Consider the following 12,670-nt stretch of genomic DNA (forward strand, 5'->3'; position numbering starts at 1 on the left):
GGGTTTCGCACGCATAAAAAAACGCCGGGCATTTGCCCGGCGTTTTTGTGTGTACGCGCTTCAGATCTTTGCGGCGCGACGCTGATGGCGTTCCATGTAGCGCTCGACGTAGGAGCACGACGGGATCACCGTGTAGCCCATTTCCTCGGCGTATTGCAGCGCCCTTTCGGTCAGCGCGGCGGCAATGCCACGGCCACGCAAGGCATTGGGCACAAACGTGCGATAGATATCCAGGGTCTGTTTCCCCAGATCCATGTACGTCAGGTAGGCACGATGACCGTCCACACTGGTCTCGAACTGATGACCAGCCTGGTCATGGTGGATGGACAACGCCTCGCTCATCACTACTCCTCGCGGGTCTTGAATTCTGACCCTACCTTACCGATGTTTTTCCGGCGAAGGAACATCTACGCCACCCCGTGCCTGTTGGGCACCGAGAAGAGCCACACCGATCCCGCGCAACCGGGCACCTGATAAATAGTAGGCACCATTGGCAAAAATGCTCAAGGTGCACTCGTCATCGAGGGGCTGGCGGGGGTGGCTCCGATGGACGCAGGGTGGGCCGGGTAACGCTCTTCCCGGGCCGCTCACCTGAACATTGCCGAATGTTGAGACTTAAGACGTGCGCGCTTTTTTAAAGTCACCTCAACATGGGCAAAGATAAGCGAAGCCGTGCACAAAATCGGAATAAAAGTGTGGACGTATTCATCTACGCAGACTTTTACCGAAAGCAACAAAAACACTGCGCAGCGGCGGGAACTTTTTCTGATCGAGTCACTCAGGGCGGGGCTTGCAGCTGGATACTTTTTATACAGCAACGTTAAAAGTTGCTCGAAAAAGAATCAACGCCTACAATTTTTTTTGCTTCTTGCGCTACGTCAGTTTACTTACTACAAGTAATGGGTAGTATGTACGCCGGCTATTTCCTCAATCGTGAGGAGACAGCTACTTAATTTGAAAGTCCTTGAAGGGGAACACGATGAACAACGTTCTGAAATTCTCTGCTCTGGCTCTGGCCGCAGTTCTGGCTACCGGTTGCAGCAGCGCATCGAAAGAAACCGAAGCACGTCTGACCGCTACTGAAGACGCAGCTGCTCGCTCCCAGGCTCGTGCAGACGAAGCTTACCGTAAAGCTGATGAAGCTCTGGCTGCTGCTCAAAAAGCACAACAGACTGCTGACGAAGCTAACGAGCGTGCTCTGCGCATGCTGGACAAAGCTAGCCGCAAGTAATAATCCTTCGGGGTTGTTATCGAGCCGACCCGATTCTTCGGGTCGGCTTTTTTGTGCCCGACGCTTTTGCCCGGGCACAAAAAAACCCGCCGACGCTTAACGCATCGACGGGTTCGCGACTGGCGACTTACTGCAAGTCGATCGGCGCACTCGAGACCATCGGCGCGGAAGTACCCGGCGTACCGATTTCGGTTGGCAGGCCATCTTCGGCCGCGACCACATCGCGCACCACGTCCCAATTCACCCGCAAGTTACTGGTGACGTCTTCACGCTTGAGCATCGCATTGATGACCGCGGTGTGTTTGTCGACCACCGACGGGTTGCCCTTGTCGTCGATCGGCGTGTGCGCTTCCAGATAGACCTTGCCACCGCTGCTGCCGAGCTTGTACGCATCGTTGATGATGCGCACCGAAGTCCCGACCGGCACCATGCTGGCCATCTCCAGCACGTTGTTGTTGAACATGCGGAAGCAGCCGTGGCTGGTGCGCATGCCGATGCCGAATTTCTTGTTCGAACCGTGAATCAGGTAACCCGGTGTGCCAAGCGTGAACTTGAACGGCCCCAGCGGATTGTCAGGCCCCGCCGGCACGACATTCGGCAGCGGATCACCATCGGCGGCGTGTTCGGCCTTGATCGAGGCCGGAGGCGTCCAGGTCGGGTTCGGCGTCTTGGCGATGATCGAGGTATGAGCGATCGGCGACCCCCAACCCTCACGACCGATACCCAGCGGGAAGGTGTACACCACGTTCCGGCCTTTCGGGTAGTAGTAGAGGCGGTATTCAGCCAGGTTGATGACGATGCCCTCGCGCGGTCCCGGCGGCAGGATGAAACGCGTCGGCAAAACGATTTCGGTACCGGCACCGGGCAACCAGGCATCGACGCCCGGGTTGGCTGCGACCATTTCCGAATAGCCCAGGTCGTAGGTCGTGCCGAGATCGGCGAATGTGTCTTCGTACTTGGCTTTGATTACCTGCACCTGGCCGACGATGTCTTCGCCAGGCGGTGGCAGGGGAAGCTCCAATGCAGCAACGGGACCGGCCACACACAGGGCGGCAAGTGACAGGCAGCGGGTGACGGCAGGAAAGCGCGGCAACATCCGGAAAATCCTTCGCATGATCATCAAGGGTATAAGGGCGCGATTGTACACCGCACTTTGAAATTTCGGGGAGACTCAAGACCTGTGGCGAGGGAGCTTGCTCCCGCTGGACTGCGCAGCAGGCCCTCTTGGCTTTTCAGTCAGACAAGTATCCGGCAATTTTGCGACGGCTGCGCTGCCGAGCGGGAGCAAGCTCCCTCGCCACAGGGGATTTGGGTGACGTCAAAGTTCGAAACGCAGCTCCGGCCAGATCGGCGACGTGCCGCGCTTCTGCGATTCGAGAATCGCCCGGCACAGCGAACACAGGCGCTGATCCTGAAACACCCGACGGTCCACGCTGGACCAGCGCGGCTGCGCTGGCAGCAGGCTGCCGCACAGGGTGCGATCGGCCGAGCCGCCGAGTTCCAGCTGACGCGTCACCAGATGCACCCGCACTTCCTGGCAGGCGAACAGGTCCAGCTGCTCGTCAGGCTCGATCAGTTGGTAGGCAAACAGGGACCAGGCAGGACGCGGCATCGGGGGCTCCAAATTAGGGGGCGCCACATTAGCCGAAAGCCTGCCACTAGAAAAGCCTCATAGCAGCGGTTTTAGCGTCGGCCAGACATTTTCCAGCAACTTGGCCTGAGCCCCGGCGGCCGGGTGCAGACCGTCGGCCTGCATCAAGTCTGGATGGCCACCGACGCCCTCGAGGAAAAACGGCACCAGCGGGATGTTTTTCGCGTCGGCAAGCTTGCCGTAGACCTCGGCAAAGGAATCGGTGTAACGCTTGCCGTAATTGGGAGGCAACTGCATGCCGAGCAAGAGCACTTTTGCACCGCTCTGGAGGGAACGATCGATCATCGAGGCAAGATTTTGTTGCAATTGTGTTGGCGGCATTCCGCGCAGGCCATCGTTACCTCCAAGTTCGAGGATCACCAACTCTGGCTTATGCTCTGCAAGCAGCGCCGGCAGCCGCGCCAGGCCTCCGGCACTGGTGTCGCCACTGATGGAGGCGTTGACCACTTTATCGTCGAAACCCTCCTGTTTGAGCCGTTGCTCAAGCAACGACACCCACCCCAGGCGGGTATCCAGTCCGAAACCGGCGCTGATACTATCGCCAACGATCAGGACAGTACCCGCCGCTGCGTTCTGGGCCATGCACATCAAGGCCAGACCAGCACTCAAAAACCATACACGCATCGGATTCTCCATGGGCGCAAGCATTCTCACCGCGAAGAACCTCAGCAAAGTGGTCCCTAGCGCGGAAGGTGAACTGACTATCCTGCACGAACTCAGCCTGGAACTGAACAAGGGCGACAGCCTGGCCATCGTTGGCGCTTCCGGTTCCGGTAAATCCACCCTCCTCGGTCTGCTCGCCGGGCTTGACCTGCCCAGCAGCGGCGAAGTCACCCTCGCCGGCCAGGGCCTGAGCAATCTCGATGAAGACCAGCGCGCGCGTATTCGTGCCGAGCACGTCGGTTTTGTCTTCCAGTCCTTCCAGTTGCTCGACAGCCTCAACGCGCTGGAAAACGTCATGCTGCCGCTCGAACTCGATGGCCGCAAAGACGCCCGCGAACGCGCCACGCAATTGCTCCAGCGCGTCGGCCTCGGCCAGCGCCTGACCCACTCGCCGCGTCAGCTCTCCGGTGGTGAACAGCAACGCGTGGCCATTGCCCGGGCTTTCGCTGCCGAACCTGACGTGCTGTTTGCCGATGAACCGACCGGCAACCTCGACAGCCACACCGGTGAGCGCATCAGCGACCTGCTGTTCGAATTGAACAAGGAACGCGGCACCACTCTGGTGCTGGTGACCCACGACGAACGCCTGGCCCATCGCTGCCGGCGTCTGATCCGTCTTGAAGCCGGGCTGCTGGTCGCCCCTCTGGAGCCTTGATGGCACGTTTGCCGCTGTTACGCCTGTTCAGTCTTGCCCTTCGTCAACTCATCCGCGATGCCCGCGCAGGAGAGTTGCGCGTATTGTTCTTTGCGCTGGTGGTCGCCGTTGCGGCGAGCACCGCGATTGGCTACTTCGGTGCCCGCCTCAACGGCGCGATGATGCTACGCGCTACTGAATTTCTGGGTGCCGACCTGGTGCTGGAAGGCAGCTCGCCGGCTCGCGAGGAGCAGATCCGCAGCGGCAGCGAACTGCGCCTGAATCATGCGCAAGTAGTGGAGTTTTCCAGCGTCATCGCCACCGACAACGGCATTCAACTGTCGAGCATCAAAGCTGTCGACCGCGCCTATCCATTACGCGGCGAGTTGAAAAGTGCGCCCGCCCCCTTTGCCCCTGAAGAAGTCGGCGGCGAGCCGCAGCCCGGCGAAGCGTGGGTCGAGGCGCGTCTGCTGACGGCGCTGGATCTGAAGATCGGCGACAGCATCGATGTCGGCATGAAGCCCCTGAAGATGACGCGCGTGCTGACCTATGAGCCGGACCGCGCCGGCAATTTCTACAGCCTGACGCCACGGGTGCTGATCAACCTTGAAGACCTCGCTGCCACCGGCGTGGTGCAGCCGGGCAGCCGCGTGAGCTATCGCGAACTGTGGCGCGGCGAACCCCAGGCGCTGGAAACCTATCGGGAACTGATCAAACCGGGCCTGGCCGCCAACCAGAGAATTCAGGATGCCCGTGACGGTAATCGACAGATTGGCGGTGCCTTGGGCAAGGCCGAGCGCTATCTGAACATGGCCAGTCTGGTCGCGGTGTTACTGGCCGGTGTGGCGGTCGCGCTGTCGGCCAATCGGTTTGCCAGTCGGCGTTTCGATGCCAGTGCCCTGCTGCGCTGCCTCGGTCTTTCACGCCGGGAAACGATGGTGCTGTTCAGCCTGCAACTCACCGCGCTCGGGCTGGTTGCCGCAATCAGCGGCGCCCTGCTCGGCTGGCTTGCGCAACTGGGCCTGTTCGCCTTGCTGCATGATTTGCTGCCCAGTGATGTGCCACCGGGGGGCCTGTTCCCGGCCATCGCCGGAATCGGTACCGGACTGGTGGCGCTGGCCGGTTTTGCCTTGCCGCCACTTGCGGCACTGGGCCGGGTGCCACCGCTGCGGGTGTTGCGCCGCGACATGCTGCCGATCCCGTCGAGCACCTGGATGGTGTACGGCGCGGCGCTGGGTGCGCTGGGCCTGATCATGTGGCGCCTGAGCCTGGATCTGCTGCTGACGTTCGCTCTGCTCGGCGGTGGCGTGGTCGCTGCGCTGGTACTTGGCGGTTTGCTGCTGTTGCTGTTGCAAAGCCTGCGCCGGATGCTCGCCCGCGCCTCGCTGCCCTGGCGTCTGGGCCTTGGGCAATTGCTGCGTCATCCATTGGCAGCGGCCGGACAATCGCTGGCCTTCGGACTGATCCTGCTGTCGATGGCATTGATCGCCCTGCTGCGCGGCGAACTGCTCGATACCTGGCAGAACCAGTTGCCGAAAAATGCGCCCAATTATTTTGCGCTGAACATCCTGCCGGGAGATAAACAGGCTTTCGCCGATCACCTGATCAAGGTGTCCGCGCAAGCGGCGCCGCTGTATCCGGTGGTGCCGGGGCGACTGATCAGCATCAATGGCGAAGCGGTACAGCAAATCGTCAGCAAGGATTCAGCGGGCGATCGCGCCATTCAACGCGACCTGAGCCTGACCTGGGCCGCGGACCTGCCGGCCGGCAACAAGCTCACCGCCGGTTCCTGGTGGAGCGGCCAGCCGTCCGACGATGTACCGGGCGTCTCGGTGGAAGGCAAAGTCGCCGAAAGCCTGAAACTCAAGCTCGGCGATCACATGGTCTTCAATGTCGGTGGGGTCAACCGTGAAGCGAAGGTCACCAGCCTGCGCGAGATCAACTGGGACAACTTCCAGCCGAACTTTTTCATGATCTTCCAGCCCGGCACCTTGAAGGATCTGCCAGCGACCTACCTGACCAGTTTCTATCTGGCTCCCGGTCACGATCAACAGATCGTCGAGCTGTCGCGGACGTTCCCGGCGGTGACCATCCTGCAGGTCGAGGCCTTGCTCGAACAGCTGCGCAGTATCCTCGCCCAGGTCACTTTGGCGGTGGAATATGTGTTGTTGTTTGTTCTGGCTGCGGGGATGGCGGTGCTGTTCTCCGGCCTGCAAGCGACGCTGGATGAACGCATTCGCCAGGGTGCGCTGTTACGCGCGCTGGGTGCCGAGCGGCAGTTGCTGATCAAGGCGCGGCGTATCGAGTTCGGTTTGCTCGGTGCGGTCAGCGGTCTGCTCGCGGCGATCGGTTCGGAGGTGGTGAGTCTGGTGTTGTATCGCTACGCCTTCGACCTGCCGTGGCACCCGCATCCGTGGTTGCTGGTGTTGCCGTTGATTGGCGCAGCGCTGATTGGTGGCGCCGGTGTGTTCGGTACGCGTCGGGCATTGAACGCGAGCCCGCTGACAGTGTTGCGCGAGGGTTGATAGACTCAAAGCCGTCTTAATCACAAGAAGTTGCCATGAGCCGCTATCGCCCTCCCCGCACCGCTGGCACCGCGCTGATCACCCCCGAGGGTGAAGCGCGGATGCGCGCTGAATTTCATGAGTTGTGGCATGTGCGTCGCCCGCAAGTCACGCAAGCCGTCAGTGAGGCGGCGGCGCAGGGCGACCGTTCGGAAAACGCCGAGTACACCTACGGCAAGAAAATGCTGCGCGAAATCGACAGCCGTGTGCGTTTCCTCACCAAACGCCTGGAAGCACTCAAGGTAGTCAGCGAAAAACCCAGCGATCCGAACAAGGTCTACTTCGGCGCCTGGGTGACCATCGAAGACGAAGACGGAAAGCAATCGCGCTACCGCATCGTCGGCCCGGATGAACTGGATCTGAAACAAGGCCTGATCAGCATCGACTCGCCACTGGCTCGCGCGTTGATCGGCAAAGCGCTTGACGCGGAAGTCCGGGTACAGACGCCGACCGGCGAGCAGTTCGTCTATATCGTCGCGATCGAATACCCGTAAGCCGAATCAGCGGCGAGTGATCAAACCCTGCCGTGCAACGCGGGTCAGTTGCTTGATCATGTCAGGCGCCTCTTCTGCGCTGGGCGCCTGAATCACCGCCAGATCGAAACTGTCGCTGGCAAAACGCGCCAGCGACTCGCCGTCATCAACAAACTGGATCAGGAAGGCGGCAGGACCGCCGCTGCGACGTGGCCAGCCATCGAGATAACGCAACAGCGTCGGCTGGTGTTTGCCGCCAAGGAGAATTTTCGGGTTGCGCTGGGTGATATGAGCCGTGATCGGCGCGGGACGTGCTGGAGGGCGTAGTGCATTCATCGTGTCGTGTCTCTGCCTCAAAAGTCTGCATGGCAGGTGAGAGGCAACACCGAACCAGCGCTTTAGCGGTATTTCGAAGCCCTGTTCCGGCTTCTGACGGTAACTGATCGAGTTACCTGGCGCCCCGCAAGTAGCTGTTTAAATCGGCGCATGAGCAACATCCTAGATAACGTGACCGACCAGTGTCAAGAATCAGCCGCAACAAAAAAGGCCCGCACAATGCGGGCCTCAGGCTTGAGCCAGAGCGCTTAACCGGCGATGGCGCGATCCGCCGAGAGCTTGCCGGCCCCTTCGATCAGTACTGCAATGCTGCCGGCCAGCAGGGCCAGGGCGAACTCATAACCGTTGTTGGCCATGAACAGACCGTTGCCGATGTGTACCGAGAAGATCGCCACCAGCGAAAGGAACGCCAGACCCAGTGCCGCCGGGCGCACCAGCAGGCCGATGATCAGCGCCAGACCGGCAAAGAACTCGGTACCGCCGGCCAGCGACGCCATCAGGTAGCCCGGGGTCAGGCCGATGCTCTCCATCCATTGCGCAGTGCCGGCCAGGCCGTAGCCGCCGAACAGACCAAAGAGCTTTTGTGCACCGTGCGCGGCGAAGATGACGCCGACAGCGATACGCAGAACAGTCAGGCCGTAACCGGCACGGGTGAACAGAACCTTGTTGATCAGAGAACTCATGGGGCATTCCTTGTTGTGCAGTGGTGTTGTGTGTTTGGGTTGGCCGCTATATTAATCAGTTTCTTTTATGTTTAAAGCGCAAAAATTGCGCCATAACAATCGAATTACTAGATTATTTCCGTGTGACCACTTTTTGCCCGCGCGGCTCCAGCGACTCCCGCTCCCGGTCGAATGCCAAGTAATACTTGTTGACGCTATTAACATAGCTGACGGCGCCCATTCCCACCTGCTCCATGGCAATGCGCTCGACCTGGAAGAACCACTGGTTCGGATTCAGCCCACGTCGCCGCGCTTCGGCACGCATGCCTTGCACGCGCTCCGGGCCGATGTTGTAGGCGGCGAGCGTGAAGGCCATGCGTTCACGCTCATTGAGTTTCGGGCTGTTGAAGAACTTGCGACGGATCATCGCCAGGTATTTGGCCCCGGCCTGCACATTGGCATCGAGATTCTGAATATTGCTGACACCGACCCGTTGCGCCGCGGACGGCGTGATCTGCATCAGCCCGGTCGGGCCGCTGCCACTGCGGGCGTTGGGTTGCAGGCGCGATTCCTTGAACGCCAGCGCCGCCAGATTCAGCCAGTCCATGTTCTGCGCGTCGGCGTGCTTCTGCAAAGTCGGACGCAGTTTTTCCAGACGCTGGCGATCGGCCTTGGCCAAGGGGTAATGGACTTGATACAGGCGGCGATAGATGCGCAGAAACGCGGCATCTTCGTTTGACGGTTTCTTGTAACCGGTGAGAAAGCGGTCGATGCTCGCACGCAACATCGACGCGTCGCGCCGCACGAACCAATGCTCCTCGCCCGGTTCGCCAAGGTTCAGTTGCCGGTCGAGGCGCAATTTGGGCAGGATCTTGCCCCAGCGCTCGGCAATCGGTTGCTCGACGATGGTCAGGTGGAAAATGCCGCCCTGGACCATCTCCAGCACGTCCTCTACCGCCAGTGTCGGATCGACCCATTCGATATTGATCGGCGCCAGCTTGTGCAGCGCCAGTTTCTGATTCAACTGGCTGACCGCCTCCCCCGCCGCGCTGCCGGTGGGCAACGCCAGGGTTTTCCCGGAGAGCTGCTCGACCTTGGTGTAACGCCGCTCGCCTTTGATGCCGACCAGCACCAACGGCACATTGCTGGCGATCGGTTCACTGCTGGACACCGCATAGCCCGACGGCAAATCGAGCAACTCGCCGGGCGCGACCATGTCGCCTTCGCCACGCTGCAAGGCGCCGAGCAATTGATCCTTGGCTTTGGGGATAATCTTGAGGGTGACGTCCTGACCGTCGCGGGCGTGGCCATTGAGGTATTGCTCGAACGCACGCAAGCGATGGTATTCGACACCGATGGCCTGGCCCTGGACTTCGCCAGAGCTGTTGCGGCTCTGATTGACCAGCACCCGCAACACGCGGCTGCTGCGAATCTCGGACAGGTCGCGGACCTTGGTCGCCGGCACGGCTTGCAGCGGCCCGGGCAAGCGGGCGAGCACCGGCATCGGCAGCAGCAACGCGCCACACAACAGCAGCAAAACCGAGGGACGATGCATCCACTCTCCGAAAAGAATACGGGCGATTTGCGCCTACAACCGTGGCGAAATCACCGAGGAAAACAGAGCGCTCGGAGCGCTGGTAAAGTGCGAAAGACTGGCACAGTGATGGCATCACCGCCACCCCCGGTCTCTCGCGGCCTCAACAGACAGCCATAAGCCGTTGTAGTTCTTGGCTTTTCTTATAAATCTACAGCTCTGATATGCTTTCCGGCCTTCGGCCCGAGGTAGCACCATGCAACTCATCGATATCGGCGTCAACCTGACCAACCCCAGTTTCGCCGACAAACACCAGGCCGTGCTCGACCGCGCCTATGCCGCCGGGGTCTGCCAGCTGGTGCTGACCGGCACCAGCGTCGAGGGCAGCGAACAGGCGCTTGAACTGTGCCGGCAACTCGATGACAGCGGTCAGCGACTGTTTGCTACCGCCGGCATTCACCCGCATTCGGCCAGCGACTGGAATGCCGACAGTGCACGGCGCCTGCGCAGCCTGTTGCAGGAAGGCAATGTCGTTGCAGTGGGCGAATGCGGGCTGGACTTCAATCGCGACTTCTCGCCGCGCCCGCAACAGGAGAAAGTCCTCGAAGAACACCTGGCGTTGGCGGTCGAGCTGCAATTGCCAGTGTTCCTGCATGAGCGTGATGCCAGCCAGCGATTGCTGGAGATCCTCAGGGATTATCGCGATCAGTTGCCCGCGGCCGTGGTGCATTGCTTCACCGGCGAGCAAAAAGCCTTGTTCAGCTACCTGGATCTGGACTTGCACATCGGCATCACCGGCTGGATCTGCGACGAGCGCCGCGGCACGCATCTGCATCCGCTGGTCAAAGAGATCAAACCGGGACGGCTGATGCTGGAAAGCGATGCGCCGTATCTGCTGCCGCGCACGCTGCGGCCGAAACCGAAAAACGGTCGCAATGAGCCGGCGTATCTGACTGAGGTGTTGCGCGAGGTGGCGCTGCATCGCGGCGAGACCGAAGAAGCGCTGGCGGCGCATACCACCGCATGTGCCCGGGCATTCTACGGTTTGCCAATCGTTTCCTGACACCACCGAATCCCATTGTAGGAGTGAGCCTGCTCGCGATAGCGGTGGGTCAGTTGCTTACAGCATTGACTGACACACTGCTATCGCGAGCAGGCTCACTCCTACAGAAAAGCAGGGCAGCGGCGTCTGTTGACTCATATCAAGGTCTTCTCATCTGGATAGCGGCACAATAATGGCACCTTGCCAAAACTGTTTCCGCTATCAGAGAAGACCTCCATGGGTGCCTGGCTTAGCAATATCTCGCTGAAATACAAATTCTGGGCGGTCAACGCGGTCGCCTTTGTCACCACCCTGCTGCTGGTGTTGTACGCCGTCCAGCTTGAACAACAGGCCCGCAGCCACGCCGCGCAGGCCTCCGCTCAGGCGCAGGCGCAACTGCTCAAGGCCTGGCCGCCAGAGCGGGCGCTGCCCAAATCCGCTCAGGTGCTGACCTTCAAGCGCGGTGAAGCGCCGCGTCTCAACGATCAACCGCTGCTGGAAATCAGCGGCAGCAACGGCTGGAATGCCATCAATGAAATGCCGCTGTTCGGCGACAACCCGTTAATGGGCGCCGAGGTATTCAGCCGCGCCGATGGCGAACAAGTGGCGGTCATCGCCTACGCCCCAAGCCTGAGCCAAGTGTTCAGCGAGCGCTTCGCCAACTACGCATTCGCGGTGTTTATTCTGATGCTGGCGATGCTCGGCGCTTCGCAATTGCTGATCCGCTTTCTGCTCAGCCAACTCAATACGTTGAAAGACGTCATGCTCCACGTCGAAAAAACCGGCGACCTCTCGGCCCGGGTGCCGTTGGCGGGCAAGGACGAGGTCGGGCAGATGGCCAATGCCTTCAATGCGATGCAGGCCGGTTATCAGCGTGTGGTCACGACCGTCGCCAACACCGCGCGGCAACTGGACGTCGGTGCGGCACGGCTGGCGTCGAGCATGAACGAAGTGCGTCACGGCATGCTCGGCCAGCAGAGCGAGACCGATCAGGCTGCCACCGCAATCAACGAGATGACCGCCACCGTCTATCACATCGCCCAGCACGCCGGTGCCACCCGCGATCTGTCAAAGACCGCCGACGGCCTCGCCGGCAGCGGCCAACAGGTAGTGGCGCGGGTGCAGCAGTCGATTGCCGGGCTGTCGAGCGGCGTGCAGCAGACCGCCGAGATGATTCAACGGCTGGCCGAGGACAGCCAGAAAATCAACGGCGTGGTCAGTGTGATTCACAGCATCGCCGAGCAGACCAACCTGCTCGCGTTGAACGCCGCCATCGAAGCGGCCCGCGCCGGCGAGATGGGCCGCGGTTTTGCGGTGGTTGCCGATGAGGTGCGCAATCTGGCCAAGCGTGTGCAAACCTCGACCGATGAGATCACCACCATGGTGTCCGCCCTGCAGGCCGGCACCCGCGATGCGGTGGACTTCATGCAGGAGAGTTCGTACAAGGCCGACGACTGCGTGCAACAGGCACAGGAGGCCGGTGAGGCACTGGCTGAGATCACCGGGGCGGTGGCGCAGATGCGTGAGAGCAACACGCAGATTGCCGTGGCGGCGGAGCAGCAGAGTCAGGTCGCCGAGGAGATGAACCGCGCAGTGGTGAGTATTCGCGATGTGACTGAAAACACCGTACGGCAGACGGTGGATTCGGCGACGACGAGCAGTGAGTTGGCGACGTTGGCTGGGGCGCTTAACAAGGCGATAGGTCAGTTGAAACTTTGATGACGCCATCGCGAGCAGGCTCACTCCTACAGGGGGAATGCGTTCCAAATGTAGGAGTGAGCCTGCTCGCGATGGGGCCAGATTGGGCAACATCCAATTTGTCCATTGCCCCTATCACTTCAATAGCCAACCTTGATTCGCCGCCCTCCTCGCCCGCGCCT

The 12,670-nt window shown here is 60.7% G+C and carries 13 protein-coding genes; 6 read left to right on the top strand and 7 right to left on the bottom strand.

Annotated features, from left to right (window positions below):
• Positions 1–60: 60 nt before the first annotated feature.
• The gene (locus HU755_RS12620) at positions 61–342 is read right to left on the bottom strand and encodes a GNAT family N-acetyltransferase (protein ID WP_186547085.1); all 282 of its coding nucleotides are present in this window, start codon (positions 340–342) and stop codon (positions 61–63) included.
• 637 nt (positions 343–979) lie between these two features.
• Between HU755_RS12620 and oprI the strand changes: the two genes are divergently transcribed.
• Positions 980–1,231 carry an outer membrane lipoprotei OprI gene (gene oprI / locus HU755_RS12625; protein ID WP_003199355.1) on the top strand — a complete coding sequence of 84 codons (252 nt, stop codon included), beginning with the start codon at positions 980–982 and terminating at the stop codon, positions 1,229–1,231.
• 127 nt (positions 1,232–1,358) lie between these two features.
• On the opposite strand, the gene HU755_RS12630 is transcribed toward oprI, so the two are convergent.
• The 3 genes from HU755_RS12630 to HU755_RS12640 all read right to left on the bottom strand — a co-directional run bounded on the left by HU755_RS12630 (position 1,359) and on the right by HU755_RS12640 (position 3,506).
• Positions 1,359–2,327, bottom strand: coding sequence for a L,D-transpeptidase family protein (locus HU755_RS12630; RefSeq protein ID WP_186547084.1), 969 nt, complete (start codon positions 2,325–2,327; stop codon positions 1,359–1,361).
• A 222-nt stretch (positions 2,328–2,549) separates the two neighbouring features.
• Positions 2,550–2,843 (bottom strand): hypothetical protein, encoded by a 294-nt coding sequence (locus HU755_RS12635; protein ID WP_003226812.1) that lies wholly within the window; start codon positions 2,841–2,843, stop codon positions 2,550–2,552.
• 57 nt (positions 2,844–2,900) lie between these two features.
• A complete protein-coding gene (locus HU755_RS12640; RefSeq protein ID WP_186633026.1) occupies positions 2,901–3,506 on the bottom strand; it encodes an arylesterase in 606 nt (201 codons plus the stop codon).
• A 10-nt stretch (positions 3,507–3,516) separates the two neighbouring features.
• On the opposite strand from HU755_RS12640, the gene HU755_RS12645 reads away from it, so the two are divergent.
• Genes HU755_RS12645 through greB form a run of 3 tightly spaced genes read left to right on the top strand, consistent with a single transcriptional unit; the run spans position 3,517 to position 7,237 of the window.
• A complete protein-coding gene (locus HU755_RS12645) occupies positions 3,517–4,200 on the top strand; it encodes an ABC transporter ATP-binding protein (protein ID WP_016770883.1) in 684 nt (227 codons plus the stop codon).
• Complete coding sequence (locus HU755_RS12650; protein WP_186633029.1) at positions 4,200–6,704, top strand: ABC transporter permease; 2,505 nt, start codon at positions 4,200–4,202, stop codon at positions 6,702–6,704. The genes HU755_RS12645 and HU755_RS12650 overlap by 1 nt, the downstream gene beginning before the upstream one ends.
• 35 nt (positions 6,705–6,739) lie before the next feature.
• Positions 6,740–7,237, top strand: a complete 498-nt coding sequence (gene greB, locus HU755_RS12655; protein ID WP_071173132.1) for a transcription elongation factor GreB — start codon at positions 6,740–6,742, stop codon at positions 7,235–7,237.
• A gap of 6 nt (positions 7,238–7,243) precedes the next feature.
• Here the strand turns inward: greB and HU755_RS12660 are convergent, their stop codons facing one another.
• From HU755_RS12660 to HU755_RS12670, 3 genes are all read right to left on the bottom strand, one after another.
• Positions 7,244–7,552 (bottom strand): class I SAM-dependent methyltransferase, encoded by a 309-nt coding sequence (locus tag HU755_RS12660; protein ID WP_186547080.1) that lies wholly within the window; start codon positions 7,550–7,552, stop codon positions 7,244–7,246.
• 248 nt (positions 7,553–7,800) lie between these two features.
• Complete coding sequence (locus HU755_RS12665) at positions 7,801–8,235, bottom strand: DoxX family protein (RefSeq protein WP_186547079.1); 435 nt, start codon at positions 8,233–8,235, stop codon at positions 7,801–7,803.
• Positions 8,236–8,347: 112 nt separating this feature from the next.
• A complete protein-coding gene (locus tag HU755_RS12670) occupies positions 8,348–9,769 on the bottom strand; it encodes a transglycosylase SLT domain-containing protein (protein ID WP_186547078.1) in 1,422 nt (473 codons plus the stop codon).
• Positions 9,770–10,004: 235 nt separating this feature from the next.
• Here HU755_RS12670 and HU755_RS12675 point away from each other — a divergent pair, with 235 nt between their 5' ends.
• The gene (locus tag HU755_RS12675) at positions 10,005–10,811 is read left to right on the top strand and encodes a TatD family hydrolase (protein WP_186619144.1); all 807 of its coding nucleotides are present in this window, start codon (positions 10,005–10,007) and stop codon (positions 10,809–10,811) included.
• Between the two features lie 216 nt (positions 10,812–11,027).
• On the top strand, positions 11,028–12,509 hold the full coding sequence (locus HU755_RS12680; RefSeq protein ID WP_186633031.1) for a methyl-accepting chemotaxis protein: 1,482 nt from the start codon (positions 11,028–11,030) through the stop codon (positions 12,507–12,509).
• Positions 12,510–12,670 lie beyond the last annotated feature (161 nt).

It is taken from the genome of Pseudomonas sp. SWRI111, assembly GCF_014268555.1.
GTDB lineage: Bacteria > Pseudomonadota > Gammaproteobacteria > Pseudomonadales > Pseudomonadaceae > Aquipseudomonas > Aquipseudomonas hamedanensis.

Bases quoted from the DNA above. Each gene is read 5' to 3' on its own strand.
- HU755_RS12620 (WP_186547085.1), bottom strand. From the start codon at position 342: ATGAGCGAGGCGTTGTCCATCCACCATGACCAGGCTGGTCATCAGTTC.
- oprI (WP_003199355.1), top strand. From the start codon at position 980: ATGAACAACGTTCTGAAATTCTCTGCTCTGGCTCTGGCCGCAGTTCTG.
- HU755_RS12630 (WP_186547084.1), bottom strand. From the start codon at position 2,327: ATGTTGCCGCGCTTTCCTGCCGTCACCCGCTGCCTGTCACTTGCCGCC.
- HU755_RS12635 (WP_003226812.1), bottom strand. From the start codon at position 2,843: ATGCCGCGTCCTGCCTGGTCCCTGTTTGCCTACCAACTGATCGAGCCT.
- HU755_RS12640 (WP_186633026.1), bottom strand. From the start codon at position 3,506: ATGCGTGTATGGTTTTTGAGTGCTGGTCTGGCCTTGATGTGCATGGCC.
- HU755_RS12645 (WP_016770883.1), top strand. From the start codon at position 3,517: ATGGGCGCAAGCATTCTCACCGCGAAGAACCTCAGCAAAGTGGTCCCT.
- HU755_RS12650 (WP_186633029.1), top strand. From the start codon at position 4,200: ATGGCACGTTTGCCGCTGTTACGCCTGTTCAGTCTTGCCCTTCGTCAA.
- greB (WP_071173132.1), top strand. From the start codon at position 6,740: ATGAGCCGCTATCGCCCTCCCCGCACCGCTGGCACCGCGCTGATCACC.
- HU755_RS12660 (WP_186547080.1), bottom strand. From the start codon at position 7,552: ATGAATGCACTACGCCCTCCAGCACGTCCCGCGCCGATCACGGCTCAT.
- HU755_RS12665 (WP_186547079.1), bottom strand. From the start codon at position 8,235: ATGAGTTCTCTGATCAACAAGGTTCTGTTCACCCGTGCCGGTTACGGC.
- HU755_RS12670 (WP_186547078.1), bottom strand. From the start codon at position 9,769: ATGCATCGTCCCTCGGTTTTGCTGCTGTTGTGTGGCGCGTTGCTGCTG.
- HU755_RS12675 (WP_186619144.1), top strand. From the start codon at position 10,005: ATGCAACTCATCGATATCGGCGTCAACCTGACCAACCCCAGTTTCGCC.
- HU755_RS12680 (WP_186633031.1), top strand. From the start codon at position 11,028: ATGGGTGCCTGGCTTAGCAATATCTCGCTGAAATACAAATTCTGGGCG.